At 42.2% G+C, this 15,019-nt stretch carries 18 protein-coding genes; 7 read left to right on the top strand and 11 right to left on the bottom strand.

All coding sequences use genetic code 11. From position 1 onward, the window contains the following. The first annotated feature begins 119 nt into the window (after positions 1–119). Positions 120–1,658 carry a DUF3373 family protein gene (locus tag WC407_RS13340; RefSeq protein WP_373023169.1) on the top strand — a complete coding sequence of 513 codons (1,539 nt, stop codon included), beginning with the start codon at positions 120–122 and terminating at the stop codon, positions 1,656–1,658. Positions 1,659–1,700: 42 nt separating this feature from the next. Here the strand turns inward: WC407_RS13340 and WC407_RS13335 are convergent, their stop codons facing one another. From WC407_RS13335 to WC407_RS13315, 5 genes are all read right to left on the bottom strand, one after another. Further along, positions 1,701–2,168 (bottom strand): peroxiredoxin, encoded by a 468-nt coding sequence (locus WC407_RS13335; RefSeq protein WP_373023201.1) that lies wholly within the window; start codon positions 2,166–2,168, stop codon positions 1,701–1,703. Positions 2,169–2,181: 13 nt separating this feature from the next. After that, positions 2,182–3,597: an aldehyde dehydrogenase family protein gene (locus tag WC407_RS13330; protein ID WP_373023168.1), complete on the bottom strand. Its 1,416-nt coding sequence runs from the start codon at positions 3,595–3,597 to the stop codon at positions 2,182–2,184. Positions 3,598–3,662: 65 nt separating this feature from the next. Then, complete coding sequence (locus tag WC407_RS13325) at positions 3,663–4,343, bottom strand: hypothetical protein (protein WP_373023167.1); 681 nt, start codon at positions 4,341–4,343, stop codon at positions 3,663–3,665. A gap of 77 nt (positions 4,344–4,420) precedes the next feature. Then, positions 4,421–4,915 carry a 5-(carboxyamino)imidazole ribonucleotide mutase gene (gene purE, locus WC407_RS13320; RefSeq protein ID WP_373023166.1) on the bottom strand — a complete coding sequence of 165 codons (495 nt, stop codon included), beginning with the start codon at positions 4,913–4,915 and terminating at the stop codon, positions 4,421–4,423. A 35-nt stretch (positions 4,916–4,950) separates the two neighbouring features. Beyond that, entirely contained in the window at positions 4,951–5,334 is a 384-nt protein-coding gene (locus tag WC407_RS13315; protein ID WP_373023165.1) for a DUF4440 domain-containing protein, read from the bottom strand. Positions 5,335–5,513: 179 nt separating this feature from the next. Here WC407_RS13315 and WC407_RS13310 point away from each other — a divergent pair, with 179 nt between their 5' ends. The 6 genes from WC407_RS13310 (at position 5,514) to WC407_RS13285 (ending at position 9,828) form a co-directional block, all read left to right on the top strand. After that, a complete protein-coding gene (locus WC407_RS13310; protein ID WP_373023164.1) occupies positions 5,514–5,960 on the top strand; it encodes a globin in 447 nt (148 codons plus the stop codon). Between the two features lie 95 nt (positions 5,961–6,055). Further along, entirely contained in the window at positions 6,056–6,976 is a 921-nt protein-coding gene (locus WC407_RS13305; protein WP_373023163.1) for a branched-chain amino acid transaminase, read from the top strand. Between the two features lie 94 nt (positions 6,977–7,070). Next, entirely contained in the window at positions 7,071–8,111 is a 1,041-nt protein-coding gene (locus WC407_RS13300) for a prohibitin family protein (RefSeq protein ID WP_373023161.1), read from the top strand. A gap of 3 nt (positions 8,112–8,114) precedes the next feature. Beyond that, positions 8,115–8,789, top strand: coding sequence for a bifunctional phosphoribosyl-AMP cyclohydrolase/phosphoribosyl-ATP diphosphatase HisIE (hisIE, locus tag WC407_RS13295; protein ID WP_373023160.1), 675 nt, complete (start codon positions 8,115–8,117; stop codon positions 8,787–8,789). Beyond that, entirely contained in the window at positions 8,786–9,301 is a 516-nt protein-coding gene (locus WC407_RS13290; protein ID WP_373023159.1) for a DUF2393 family protein, read from the top strand. The genes hisIE and WC407_RS13290 overlap by 4 nt, the downstream gene beginning before the upstream one ends. Further along, a complete protein-coding gene (locus WC407_RS13285; protein WP_373023158.1) occupies positions 9,298–9,828 on the top strand; it encodes a DUF2393 family protein in 531 nt (176 codons plus the stop codon). Before WC407_RS13290 ends, WC407_RS13285 begins: the two co-directional genes overlap by 4 nt. Here WC407_RS13285 and WC407_RS13280 read toward each other — a convergent pair. The 6 genes from WC407_RS13280 to WC407_RS13255 all read right to left on the bottom strand — a co-directional run bounded on the left by WC407_RS13280 (position 9,825) and on the right by WC407_RS13255 (position 15,004). Continuing rightward, complete coding sequence (locus WC407_RS13280; RefSeq protein ID WP_373023157.1) at positions 9,825–10,787, bottom strand: TIGR01212 family radical SAM protein; 963 nt, start codon at positions 10,785–10,787, stop codon at positions 9,825–9,827. The two genes, WC407_RS13285 and WC407_RS13280, sit on opposite strands and share 4 nt — an antisense overlap. 9 nt (positions 10,788–10,796) lie before the next feature. Further along, complete coding sequence (gene purF, locus WC407_RS13275; protein WP_373023156.1) at positions 10,797–12,146, bottom strand: amidophosphoribosyltransferase; 1,350 nt, start codon at positions 12,144–12,146, stop codon at positions 10,797–10,799. Positions 12,147–12,155: 9 nt separating this feature from the next. After that, positions 12,156–12,926: a 4-hydroxy-tetrahydrodipicolinate reductase gene (dapB, locus tag WC407_RS13270; RefSeq protein WP_373023155.1), complete on the bottom strand. Its 771-nt coding sequence runs from the start codon at positions 12,924–12,926 to the stop codon at positions 12,156–12,158. A 72-nt stretch (positions 12,927–12,998) separates the two neighbouring features. Continuing rightward, positions 12,999–13,934: an NAD(P)/FAD-dependent oxidoreductase gene (locus WC407_RS13265; RefSeq protein WP_373023154.1), complete on the bottom strand. Its 936-nt coding sequence runs from the start codon at positions 13,932–13,934 to the stop codon at positions 12,999–13,001. Positions 13,935–14,112: 178 nt separating this feature from the next. Next, complete coding sequence (trxA, locus tag WC407_RS13260) at positions 14,113–14,430, bottom strand: thioredoxin (RefSeq protein ID WP_373023153.1); 318 nt, start codon at positions 14,428–14,430, stop codon at positions 14,113–14,115. A gap of 103 nt (positions 14,431–14,533) precedes the next feature. Continuing rightward, positions 14,534–15,004, bottom strand: coding sequence for a PAS domain-containing protein (locus WC407_RS13255; protein WP_373023152.1), 471 nt, complete (start codon positions 15,002–15,004; stop codon positions 14,534–14,536). Positions 15,005–15,019 lie beyond the last annotated feature (15 nt).

The raw sequence follows: 15,019 nt of genomic DNA, 5'->3' as shown, positions 1-15,019 counted from the left end.
ATATGGGTTAAATCTCACGTTTTTATCACACAAATTTTGTTATATTCAAATTACTTTTATATAATTTTTGCTAATATCATTGACAAGAATGCGATGGCATTAATTAAAGGAGTAACTTGATGAAAACACGATTTTTAGGTTCAGTCGTCGCTGCTGCACTACTTGCTACCAGCGGCATAGCGGATGATACTCTCATGCAACGGTTTGAAAAGATGGAGAGTGAAATGGCCGCCCTCAAAGCGGAAATCAACGCGCTTAAAGCCGAAAAAGCGGCAGCCGCTCCTAAAGCCGACACTGCCCCTTCCAAAGTCGAAGTAGCTTCATCCGATGGGGCTAAAGACGTATCAGAAACCCTCGAAGACATCCAAGACCAATTAAGTAATCTCAATAAGAAGACCAACGGTAATAATCTCAAATTCGGGGTAGATTTCCGCACCAGCGTCGATAACTTAAGTTATAAAATGGCAGATGGAAGCAAACAAAAGAATGATGCCCTTTTCAGTAACCGTTTATGGCTCAATATGAGCTATGCCGCAACTAAAAATCTTAGTTTTGTCGGTCAACTCGCCTATAATAAAATCTATGGTCAACGTTCTACAACCGGAAATACCTCTACCGGAATGGAAGGATTTGACTGGATAAGCAGCGAAGCCGCCTATAATGATATCCTCAGGGTCCGTTCCGCTTATTTCTTTTACACCAATGATGAACTCTTCGGCGCCGATATCCCATGGACATTCAGTATCGGTCGTCGTCCCTCTACCGGAGGACATCTTGCTAACCTTCGTGAAGATGACCAGGCTTCATCGCCCCTCGCACACGCTATCAATGTTGAATTTGACGGTGCGAGTGCTAAATTCGGAACCGAAGGGCTAACAGGACTCACCGGATCCTATTTCAAACTTTGTGCAGGACGCGGAATGAGTAATGCCGAACCGCGATTCAGCGCTGCCCCTTACAGCACTCAAGACGCTAAAACAAACAATATCGACATGGCGGGAATCATTCTTGTCCCTTATGATGATAAACAATACAGTACCGGAATGCAATATACCTATGCCAATAATCTAATCGACAATGTTAATGCCGCTAATCCGGCATTAGGGATGGAAACGGTTGGTGGACTTCATACCGCAACCGCTTTTGTAATGGCCAATGGAATCGGTGATGGATGGAGCGACTATCTAGATGGTACTACTGTTTTTGTCAGTGGTGCCATGTCTCAAACGGATCCTTATCATGGACCTCTTCAGCAAGGTATGTTAGGTTCAATGGAAAATAAAAGAGGTTACAGCTATTGGATCGGCACTCAAATGCCCTCTCTCATCAGTGATGAGGGAAAATGGGGTATCGAATTTAATCATGGAAGCCAATACTGGCGTTCAATTACTTACGCTGAAGATACTATGATTGGATCAAAAATTGCAACACGCGGGGATGCCTACGAGCTCTATTTCACAGAACCGTTGGTTGATGACATCCTGACCTTCCAACTACGCTATACCTATATCAATTACAATTATAGCGGTAGCAATGGATTCTTCGGTAGCCAATCAGGAACGCCAATGTCGATGGGGGATGCTCTAATAGCTGGGTATGGAAGCCAAATCGTAGATAAAGCACAAGATATCCGTGCGTATATCCGTTATAGATTTTAATTTTCTATTTTCTTAAGATTCCCCTAAAACGGGGATCTGTGCTCATCCTTGTAACGTAACCAATTCTTCTTTCACTTTTTCCACATGATCTTTTACTTTGACATTGCTCCATGCCGCTTTGATAATCCCTTTGGGATCAATAATATAGGTTGAACGGACGATACCCATATACTCTTTGCCATAATTTTTTTTCATTGCCCATACAGCATAGCTTTGCATCATTTGCGTTGTCGGATCACTCAACAACGTAATAGAGAGCGATTGTCTCTCAATAAAATTACGATGCGATTGCGTACTGTCGGCACTCACACCCAAAATAATTGCCCCAAGATCATCATAATCATCCATTGCGCTGGTAAACTCACAGGCTTCCGTCGTGCATCCGGGAGTCGAATCTTTCGGATAAAAATAGAGTACAATCCACTTTCCACGTAAATCACGCAAACAAATCTCTACATCGTCTTGGTTACTTAAACAAAAATCGGGAGCTGTGGTTCCTACTTCTAACATCATTAATACCTTTTTATAAAATTACGATTGATTTAATTTCGGTAAACTCTTCGATAGCGAATCGTGGCCCTTCACGTCCTACACCGCTGAGTTTCACACCACCGTAAGGCTGAATATCAAAACGGAGTGTCGGCATATCATTGATCACGACCCCTCCTGCATCAAGTTCATCTATGGCCTTGATTGCGTGAGCTAGATTGTTGGTAAAGACTGAAAATTGCAACCCATAGGGTGAATTATTCATCCGTTCAATTGCATCATCGATTCCATCAACCCGAACCAGACTAACAATAGGGGCAAAAACCTCTTCACACACAATTTTCATGGACTCCGTTACATCCGCCATGACACAGGGGTAAAAAATTTGCCCCTCACTTTTTGGCACCATAAGGGCTCGTGCACCTTCTGCTATTGCACTCCCTACCCAACTCATAGCTCGCGTTGCAGCTTCTTCATTAATCAACGGCCCTAAAAATGTAGCCTCATCATACGGTGAACCGACAATCAGTTTCTCAGTCGCTTCCGCCATCTTAGCGGAAAATGAGTCGTAAACGGCACTATCAACGTAAATACGCTGCAATGAGATACATACCTGCCCCGAATTGACAAATGCCCCTATCGCACAACGTGACGCCGCATACGCCAAATCGGCACTCGCATCGATGTAAGTCGCCGCATTACCTCCCAGTTCAAGAGAGACTTTTTTAATCCCGGCACTGCGGGTAATGATATTTCCGACACCCACTGATCCGGTAAAACTGATAACACGGGGAATGTCACTGCTCACAAGTGCACTACCGACTTCCGCATCACCATAAACGACACTTAATGCATCGGGGATAGCATAAGGGCTTTCGATAAAAAGTTTTGCCAGTTTATAGGCACATAAAGGGGCTTCCGGAGTTGGTTTGAGTACCACTGCATTTCCCGCTACCAGTGCGGGGGCAAGCTTATGTGCTACAAGATTAAGAGGAAAGTTAAACGGAGTAATAGCGACCACAACCCCAACTGCCTCACGTCGCCAATACGCATGAGCCGATCTACCACTTGGCATCGCATCGGTATTGATCGTCTCTCCGTGCATCGTGCGCATTGTCTCGGCAGAGAGAATAATCGTTTCGATGCATCGATCCACTTCAATTCGGGCATAGGTGATCGGCTTCCCCACCTCATCACACAATACACGTGCAAACTCTTCGCGTTGTTCACGTAACGTTGAAGCAACATCTAATAGCCATGCACATCGTTGATGCAGCGGAGATTTACGGGCAATTTTTGCCGCTTTTTGTGCAATGCTTAATGCTGCTAAAGCATCTTGCGCACTACAGACCGCAGCATACGAGACAATTCGTCCGTCATACGGGCTAAAACGCTCGCTATAATTTAGGGCGTGTATCTCTTCCGATCCCATCCAAATATGTGCTTTCATATTTCTCTCCCCTATATTCAACAATATTCAAAATTATACAAATCATGACATAAAAAAATTTGGTGTTATTTTTTCTTGCTTCTAACCTTAGAAACCCTTTTAGGATTTACTTTGTATTTTTTCTCTTTGAGCTTTTCGACGATGCCCACAGAAATATTATGCATATCTTCAATAATCCCATCATTGGTCTGTTCAAAATATTCTCTATTGGTTTCAAATTTATCAATTAATAGGGCAAAGTCAATTTCTTTTAAAAAAGGATAAAGATGTACAGACTTTTCCTCTTCAAGTATCCAGTGGCTTAGTATACAAATAACTAAAAATTCGGGTATAAATGAAGGCTTATCGGAGAAATGGCTAACCACTTTTTGCGCCATTGCATTATAATAATCTTTCAACGGCTCTTCATATTTGGCTAATTTTTTGAGGTGTGGATATTTATCAGCATATTTAGCCAATGTAAGCAGATAATCCACGTTTACAACACACTCTTGAAGCTTGTCTCTCAAATCTCTTAATGTATCATAGACATACTCCGTGTCCGCTTTCGTCCCAACCGATAAATCACACGCACTCTCTTCTGCTTGATAAAAATACCGTTCTAACGCAGTTCTGGCAAAAACCAGCAAGGCTTCCGTTTTAACATCTCTTAAAATCGTAGGCTTTACTCTCTTTTTACAATTGTCTTTCAAAAAACACTCAATTGAAAGAGCATTATCTTCAACCACTGAAAAATCTTGCAGCATTATCTCTTCCTTGGTTATGTGAGTTGGATCTCAAAATTTTTATCCGATACAGGACAAAGGCTGACGTGTTTGTGATGTTACAGTTTAGTTTCAATCCCTAAAGAATCCGTCTCAACTTGTCGTGCTTTAGCAACTCTGTCTTCGAGAAGCTTTTGGTGTAACGCTTCATTTTGAAGTGCTAAAATTTGAATTGCCAAATAGGCTGAGTTAATAGCACCTGCTTTTCCGATAGCCACTGTAGCCACTGGCATTCCGGCTGGCATTTGAACGGTCGAAAGAAGAGCATCAATACCGCTAAGAGCCGATGCACTCATCGGTACCCCAATAATAGGTTTCGTCGTTTTAGATGCCAAGACTCCCGCCAAATGCGCTGCCATTCCAGCTGCTGCTATAAAAACCTGCGCCCCTTTTTTTTCTGCCTCTTCGATATAATTTTTAGTTCGCTCCGGTGAACGATGCGCTGAAGAGATGATTAGTTCATATGCAACCCCAAAAGACTCTAAAGTTTCTGCACACGACTTCATCACTTCATAATCACTTTTACTACCCATTACAATGGAAACAAATTTCATTTTTACCCCTTTTTTTTACTTTCTGATAATTTGCATTACAACATGCGTGGTACTTGAGAAGAATGATGATGCATGATTGGTCTTGGCTTAGAAATATCTAAAATATAACTAAACCTAGCTTCAAAATTGAGCATCTCTCCTTCAACATCAAAACGCCAATTGTAAATACCGCTCAAACTACAAATCTCATCTTTTATAGGCTGAACATGCAATGTTTTTTCATGCAATGCTATACTTAGCCCTTCACGATTCCCAAGTTTTTCAAAATACTCGCGAAGATTATCCGGTGTATTCGGCAATTTATTTGAAAACGTTGGAATTAAAACGGCCTTCTCGTCATATAAAGATAAAAGAGCCTCAATATCACCGTGATTAACGGCATCCATCCATTCCATAAGGATCTCTTTTGGAGTTCTCATTGTCCTTACCCCTTACATATTATTAAGTTATGCTATAATTAACAACTCTGAAATTTTTTAAAAATATGTTTCAATTATACGTATTATTACTAGAATATATACAAAAAAGATGATTTTAAGCATTTTCTTTCTGCAAAGTCTTTAAAATATGTCCTAAAACTACACAAAGGATACATTACATGGAACTTAAAATCACCGACGGTGTTTTAGGCGTACGCCCCCCGGTTACCAAACCCCATCCCGGATTTTTTTTCCAAGTAGGTGAAGAACGATTCCGTAAATTAGTTGATGATCATTACGAAATGATCCGCAACAGCGATATTTCGTTTTTATTCCCTGTCAATGATGAAGAAGATTTCACGGCAGCGAAAAAACACGCTGCCGATTTTTTGATCCAAATCTGTGGCGGACCCGATTATTTTGCCCAAACGCGCGGTGAACCTCGCATGGTTGGACGTCACGCACCTTTTCGTATCGATGAACATGGACGCCGACGATGGCTCGAATTTTATGCCGTCTTGCTTCCTAAACTGGAAGAGGAAGGGATTAATCCTGAATATATCCAATCCTTCTGGAATTACCTCGATGTTTTTTCGATTTGGATGATCAACACCCCTTCACATTAATCTTTCCCGCGATTGCGGGAATTATCTCTATCTTAATAAACATTAAACCCCTTTCACGCTAAAATCACTGAATTTTTCTTTTGGAGAACTTCCCTATGAATGAAGCCAAATACATTTGGATGAACGGCAAACTGCTCCCATGGAGTGAAGCAAAAATTCACGTCCTTTCCCACACACTGCACTACGGTAACGGTGCCATCGAAGGGACTAAAGCGTATAAAACCCCGAAAGGGTATGCAATTTTTCGCTTAAACGACCACACTAAACGTTTGATTGAATCGGCGAAAATGACCCTTATCACCGTTCCCTACACGGTAGAAGAGTTAAACCAAGCACAAATCGAACTTTTGCGTGCTAATGAATTTACCGGAGAGAATGTCTATCTCCGCCCGATCGTTTACCTTGGATACGGGGTAATGGGTGTTTATCATAAAGAAGCACCGGTTGAAGTTTCGGTTGCCGCATGGGAATGGGGTGCATACCTCGGTGAAGAGGGGATGAAACGGGGAATTCGTCTTAAAATTTCGTCATTCAGCCGCCCAAACAACAAATCAAATATGGGTAAAGCCAAAGCGGTAGGAAACTATCTCAACAGCCAAATGGCAAAATTTGAAGCGGTTGAAGCAGGTTATGATGAAGCATTGCTCCTCGATGATGAGGGATACGTTGCTGAGGCGAGTGGTGCTTCTTTTTTCCTTATAAAAGACGGTGAACTTATCACACCGCCTAATGACAATTCGCTTGTTTCTATCACTCAGAAAACGGTTATCGAAATGGCAGAAAACATGGGTATCAAAGTAACGCGCAGAAAAATCACACGTGAAGAGATTTACGTTGCGGATGAAGCGTTCCTCACCGGAACTGCTGCTGAGATCACTCCGATTCGCGAAGTAGACGCACGTGTGCTCGGTGCAGGAGGACGCGGACCGTTGACTGAAAAAATTCAAGCTGCTTATTTCGATATCGTATGCGGACGCAATCCTGCTTACGATCACTACCTTACCTATATCAACTAAAAATTATGGGCTCGTCTTTCGAAGTGAGCCTTGTGATAACATAGCCAATCGGGATATATTCCGATGGCTTTAAAATTCTAAAAAGGCGCATTCAATGGCGAGTGATATGAACGACTATTTTAATAAAAAGAAAAAAGAAGAGCAAAAGGGGGGGGGATTTAATACCTCCAAACCTCCAAAGTTTGATTTGAATATGAACGGTAACAAGGCCGGAATGCTTTGGCTTATCGGGGGATTCATTTTACTGCTTGTTTTAGCTAAGCCGTTTGTTATAATCACCGAAGGAGAACGCGGAATTTTATCGACAAATGGAAAGTATGAAGATCAAGCACTGATGCCAGGGCTCCATTTTCTTATTCCTCTGATTCAAAAAATCTATATTGTCGATACCAAAGTACGTATCATCAATTATGCCGATAAAATCGACCGGGCTTCAACTGCAGGAGATGGAATCTTGCTCAAACCGGCAATTACCGTTTTGGACAAACGCGGTTTGCCGGTCTCGATCGATATGACTGTTCAGTACCGTCTCAACGCCCATCTTGCGGCACAAACCATTTCTAACTGGGGATTTAGCTGGGAAGACAAGATTATTGATCCGGTAGCACGTGATGTCGTCCGTAATGTCATCGGCCAATATGAAGCGGAATCCTTACCCATTATGCGTAACGCTATCGCTCAAAAAATCGAAGCCGGTATTCGTACTACGGTAGAAGGGCAAAAAAATGCCCCTGCACAGCTGGAGTCAATTCAGTTGCGAGAAATCGTACTGCCGCAAAAAGTAAAAGACCAAATCGAGCGTGTACAAGTAGCAAAACAAGAGGTAGAACGTGCTCAACAAGATGTTGAACGTGCTAAACAAGAAGCTTTTAAAAAAGAAACGGAAGCACAAGGGGTAGCGAACGCTATGACGATTGAGGCTGAAGCCAAAGCTAAAGCAAACCGTCTTATAGGGAATTCACTAACTCCTGGATTGTTAAAACTTGAGCAAATTCAAGTTCAAGGGAAATTTAATGAAGCGCTCAAAGAAAATAAAGATGCGAAGATTTTCCTCACTCCCGGAGGTTCTACCCCGAATATTTGGCTTGATACCAAAGCAGGTGATTCACAAAAATTAAGTTCTACAGGTAAATAACCCATGAATCTCGATCACATAGATTGGCAAAAATCAGAGCTACTTCCCGTTATCGTCCAAGACTCCACCACTTTGGAAGTGCTGATGATGGCTTATATGAACCGTGACGCGTTAGAACTTTCTCTCTCTACTCGTATTGCTCACTATTATTCCCGTTCTAAACAGCGTCTTTGGAAAAAAGGGGAGAGCAGCGGGCACGTGCAGCATATTGAACGGTTTTTACTCGATTGCGATAACGATACCTTACTCATCATCGTTCGTCAAGAAGGGGTAGCGTGTCATACAGGACGTAAATCATGTTTCTTTACCGATTTGCAAAACGGTGAAACAATCAGTAAACCTCAAATGGAGACCGCGAGTATGTACGGCATCATTGACGAGTTGTACCATACAATCCTTTCGCGAAAAAATGCTGATCCAGAGACATCATGGACAGCTAAACTTCTCTCAAAAGGGGATAACTCTATTCTCAAAAAAGTAGTTGAAGAGGCGGGAGAATTTAGTTTTGCCATCAAAGACGGCAATGAAAATGAAATTATTTACGAATGTGCCGATCTAGTCTATCATGTTCTCGTCGCACTGGGACATAAAAATATCTCTCCCGATCGAGTCAAACAAGAGCTAGCGCGGAGGTTTGGTACGAGCGGCATCGCGGAGAAAAACTCTAGGGACCAATGAAAACACTGATTATCGATTTTATCCATCATCTTATCATTTATGATTATTTCCTCTTTGGGGGAATTATCATTCTCTTTATTCTTCTACTTATTCTTGCCATCATTTTACGTCATAAAATAGGAATAGCCATTTTCTTTGTACTGGTCGCTTTTGGAGTTTTGACGGCGGGTCCCGTAGGAGGTTACATTGCATTGCACCAGTATCTCTTTAAACATACAATTATCATTCGGGAAGTCAAAGCCCTCCAGTTTACGGAAGCACTTCTCATTAAGGGGGATATTAACAATACCTCAAAACGCCCTTTTAGCGAGTGTACCCTTCATGCTGGAGTCTATAAAGTTTCCCACAATCAATACCTTGATAAAGTATATCCATATATCCCCTTCAAAAAATCTTCTTTGAAAATTCAAAAGCAACTGAAACCGGGAGAATCTGAACCGTTTAAACTTTTCGTCGAACCGTTCCGATATTCAAAAGACTATAATATTACCCTCAAGGGAGAGTGCAGATGAGCCCCTTAACCTACTGGCATTATTTGCTCATTGGAGCGATTGCCCTTCTTTCACTATTAGCGACCGCTTTAGCGTTTCGCAGCGATTCGAAATGGTCTATCTTTATCAGTATAAATTTAATGCTTGCCCTTATCATGTTCTTTGTATGGGAACTCATCAATCAGTCGGTGTATCAGGTTGAAGTATCACAAGTTGAGGATAAGCATCTCTATCAAACAGAACAGCTTATGATTAAAGGGGTCGTCCGAAATACCGGCAAATTTCCCGTAGCCAATGTCATCGGTGTCATTAAATTAATCAATTCAAGCCATGGCAGAGATAAAAAACGACAGCAATTCAACCAACCGACCGCTTTTGCCGAAGTGTACAAAGGGGACAACCCCGGATCAAAACCTCAAAATATTATTTCAGAACATGTTATTGCCGATTATTTGGATCCTGGAAGTTCCAAATCATTTATCATCTACTTGGATTATCCCCCCTACTTCACCAACGGTTATTATGAAGTCAATGGAAAAGTGTATTAATATTTTAATCCCACTTCTTTAAGCGCACTATTTAAAATCCGCAATTGGACATTTTTATCTTTGCACCATTGCGGTGCTATTAGCGATTCATCATCAATACCGGCACTGATACGCTGAACACTAACATGGGAGGGTTTTAAGAGAATGGCTTCGCTAAGCACCTCAGCATACAACTCTTGCGTAATAGGGGTAAACTCCCCTCGGGCATATTCATTGGCCAAAGCGGTTCGTTTAACTACATAAAGAGGATGATATTTGACCGAATCAATCCCAAGTGTATAAGCCCGCTTTGCCGTTTCAAGCATCATGACTTTGTCCTCTCCGGGAAGTCCGAAGATTAAATGACCGCATACATTCAAACCGTATTTTTTTGCTTTTAGAATTGCCGCTTCAACATTCGCACTGTCATGTCCGCGATTTACCCGTTGCAACGTTTCATCAAAAATTGACTGTATTCCAAACTCAATCCAAATTTCTGTTTTTTGAGAAAGCTCTGCTAGATATTCGAATGTCTCATCACTAATACTGTCTGATCGGGTACCGATGCTGAGTCCAACCACATTATTGAAAGAGAGCGCTTTCTCATAAAGGGCTTTAAGGGTACTCAGTGGGGCATAGGTGTTTGTAAAACTTTGAAAATAGACAAGGTAACGTTCTGCGCTGTTTTCATCTCTTAATCGCTTAGAGAGTGCATCAAACTGCCACTGCAGCTGCTGAAGCTGTTTATCCAAATGGGGATTTGAAGCGGAAGATAAATTGAGGAAAAAACCTTTTAGCTCTTTGGCTCGATCCAAACTGGGGCTAAAAGAGTCATTTTCGCAAAAAGTGCATCCCCCTTTTGCTACGGTTCCATCGATATTAGGACAGGTAAATCCGGAGATTGAGACAGGGACTTTAGAGACTTTGCCCCCGAATTTACGGTGCAAATATTGCCCGAAGGTAAAAATTTGCTCCCGCATTCTTATCCCTTAGATAATGTATTTGCCGGTAAAACAGGCGGTACAGTAATTCTCTTCCTTGCCGTTGACACTGCTCAACAACGCTTCATTGCTCAAATAGCCAAGCGAATCGGCTTCAATAAACGCACAAATCTCCGCATTGGTCATATTCGCTGCGATCAGTTTCTCTTTATCCGGCGTATCCACGCCGTAGTAACACGGATCGGTTGTCGGAGGGCTGGAGATACGCATATGGACTTCAGCAGCCCCTGCCGCTTTCAGCATACGAACGATCTGACGGCTGGTCGTTCCACGCACAATAGAGTCATCAACGACGATAAGGCGTTTCCCACGAATAAGATCATTAATCGGAGAGAGCTTCATTTTAACTTTAAGATCACGCATCTCTTGAGTCGGCTCGATAAATGTACGACCGATATAGTGATTACGCATAATTGCCATCTCGAAAGGGATGCCGCTTTGCTGTGAATATCCGATTGCCGCAGGAACGCCGCCATCCGGAACAGGAACAACCATGTCCGCTTCAATCGGCTGCTCTTGTGCAAGTGCTTTTCCCATCGCTTTACGCATTTCATAGACGTTTTGATTGTAAACATTCGAATCCGGACGGGCAAAATAAACATACTCAAAAATACAATGTTTCGGAGTCGGTTCAAATACTTTGATTGACTTCGGCGCTTTTCCTTTTTCGAAAATGAGGAGTTCCCCCGGTTCAACATCACGGATATACTCCGCACCGATCAAATCAAACGCACACGTTTCCGAAGCAACTACGTATCCGTCTCCAACACGTCCGAGGCTCAAAGGACGGAAGCCATGCGGATCACGCATCGCGAACATTTTAGAACGACTTAGGAAAACGAGAGAATAGGCCCCCTCAATTTTTTTCACTGCATCAATAATACGATCGGTCAAATGGTGCTGATCGCTTTTAGCAATCAAATGGATCAAGTTTTCCGTATCCATATACGTCTGAAAAATCGCCCCTTTTTTGATCAAGGCATCACGCACGACTTTGGCATTGGTAAGATTTCCGTTATGAACAATCGACATCTCGCCCAAATCATAGCGGGCAAACACCGGCTGTGCGTCTAAAATCGAGTCATCCCCTGCTGTTGAATAACGGGTATGCCCTATGGCCATATTCCCTTTGAGGGTATTCAGCTTTTGGGTATCGAATACTTGCGTAACTAACCCTCGATCTTTAATCGTGAAAAGTTTTTCACCATTACTCGTACTGATCCCGGCAGCCTCTTGTCCACGATGTTGTAAGGCGTGAAGAGAGAAATAAGCCAGTTTAGAGGCCTCAGGATGATCAAAAATACCGACTACCGCACATTTTTCATTTAAGCTACGCACAAAAAATCCTTACTCAATATCTAAACAATCGCTAATCGCGTATAAGCCGTTTGGCTTGCCTACCAACCATTTTCCTGCACGAATCGCCCCTTTGGAAAAGGTATTGCGACTTGTTGCGGTGTGATGCAGTTCAATAAACTCACCGTCATTATAGAACCCGACCGTATGACGCCCGACGATATCCCCACCGCGCAATGCCATAACAGCTATCTCATCTTGGGAGCGCTCACCGATATTGCCGTTACGTCCGCTAACACGAACCTTATCCAAATCCAAGTTACGTCCCGCTGCCGCCGAGTGAGCCAAAGTTAACGCCGTTCCGCTTGGGGCATCTTTTTTGTGACGGTGATGTTGTTCGACAATTTCAATATCAAATCCGCTCAACGTTTTGGATGCGGCATAGACCAATTTATTGAGTAATGCAACCCCTAATGACATATTGGTCGCATACAAAATCGGCATTGATTCACTTGCCGTTTTAAGCAAATTCATCTGATGTTCATCCAAACCGGTTGTCCCTATAACCAACGGTTTAGGATGTTTGATTGCTTCTTCAAGTAAAATTTGTGTTGCTTCAGGAAGGGAAAAATCGATAATAACATCCGAGCCTTTGAGCAACGTGGCCATATCGTTGGTCACCAAAACTGATGGATCAATTGAGAAATTAAGCTCATTACGGACATATACAGCCCCAAGTGAAATCTCGCTCTCATGGCGCAAATCCTCAATCAACAATCGACCGACACGACCGCCTGCACCAAATACTCCTGCTCTAACCATCTCGCAGTTCCCCATTCTCTATTATTCTAAAGACATTTTATCGTTTTAGTGTTTAAAAAGTACGTAAACGTATTAATGTCCATCCACATAAGCAATTGCCTGCAATGCCGCCACGGCACCATCACCCGCCGCACACACCACTTGTTTTGGTGCTTCTGCACGCATATCCCCTGCCGCAAAAAGACCCGGAACCGAAGTTTTCATACTCAAACCAATTTTAACTTCACCCCAAGGGGTCATATCACATAAGAAACTGCCGTCTTCTTGAATAAGAACTTGGTTATTGACATTGTTTCCGACAAAAACGAATACCCCCAGTACATCAATTTGACGTATAGACCCATCCGTAAAAACAACACGAATACCGGTAACACCCATTTTATCGCCAAATACCTCTTCAGGAACGGCATTAACTACGAGTTCAATATTGGCAGTATTTTTTACCCGCTCAATGGTATTGGGAGCGGAACGGAAGGTATCACGTCTATGGATCAAATACACACGTGAGCATATTTTTGCCAAATAGAGCGCTTCTTCCAATGCCGTATCACCACCGCCGATCACTGCAACCTCTTTTCCCTTATAGAAAAAGCCGTCACATGTAGCACATGTACTAACACCCCGTCCAAAATAAACATCTTCACCGGTAAAACCGGCCCGTTTTGGAGTCGATCCGGTGCAAACAATGACACTTTTGGCTTCATCAGCAGTACCATCAGATTTTTGTATAGTAAAGACTCCATCTTCGCGGCGAGAAACACGGGTCACTTCAGACATCTCATGTTTAAGCCCAAAACGTTGACATTGTTCGGGCCAAGGAATCATCAAATCCATTCCAGTTATATGGCCGGTAACTCCTGGATAGTTTTCGATTTCGGAGCTCATCGTAATCTGTCCGCCGGGCATACCTTTTTCGAACATAGTAACATTATCCAATCCCCCACGTGTGGTATACAAACCCGCAGTCAATCCTGCCGGTCCTCCTCCGATAATTGCACAATCCAACATTCAAAACTCCTGTTTTCAAAAAAACTTATTTAATAGAATATGATACTGTGTAATAAATAAAGAGGTACTTTTAAGGGATGAGGGGTAAAAAAATTAAGGTCATATTTATAATTAAAATAAATACATCAAATAAATAGGAGGGATGAAAGAGGGTGAAACCCTCTTTCACAGTAACGAATTATAGAAGTGCGTTCAGTTTGTCAGCAAACGCTTGCTTAGAAGCAGCACCGACCATTTGCTCAACCACTTCACCGTTTTTAAAGAAAAGAATTGTAGGGATAGAACGGATACCGTATTTAACTGCGATATCTTGCTCTTCATCTGTATTTACTTTACAGATTTTAGCTTTGCCTTCAAACTCATTTGCCAACTCTTCGATAACTGGAGCTATCATACGACAAGGCCCACACCAAGGAGCCCAAAAATCGACTAATGCGACACCTTCTTTGGTTACTTCTTCAAAATTTGATACTGTCAATTCAGTGTATTTACCCATTGTACTTCCTTGAGTTCTGTTTATTGTGAGGACATTATAACGCCCCATTCTTTAAAACGACTTATTACTAAAGTCTCACATTTTTTCTCAGCACAATCACTTTTTATCCGTTTTGTACCTCATTAAAAATTTCAGGAATATAGTTGCTTTTTTCTTGGCGGCATACTTCCAATTCCATCATTTGCATGTATTTGGTTTTTATCTCTTCGAGTGTCAATTCTCCCGGTGGTTTCCTCACGGCAATAAATCCGCATAATTTTCCACTTTCATCATATTTTGGCGTTACCGTAACAACGACCCAATAAAAGGCTCCATCTTTTCGTAAATTTTTAACATACCCTTCCCATGGATAGCCTCGTTCAACCGTTTCCCACATAGACTGAAAACAGCATTTAGGCATATCCGGATGCCGTATAAGCGAGTGAGGCTTGCCAATTAACTCCTCTTTTTCATACCCTGACATTTGAATAAATAGACGATTCACATACGTTATTTTGCCATGAAGATCGGTTTCTGTGATCATATTACCGCCTTCAAACTTGACCTCAACATCGGTAGGAATTGGTCTTTGCATAAAGCAACCTTCTAT

It is taken from the genome of Sulfuricurvum sp., assembly GCF_041651515.1.
Taxonomy (GTDB): domain Bacteria; phylum Campylobacterota; class Campylobacteria; order Campylobacterales; family Sulfurimonadaceae; genus Sulfuricurvum.
Note: the sequence above shows the minus strand (reverse complement) of the source record. Positions and strands in the feature narration are given on the sequence as shown.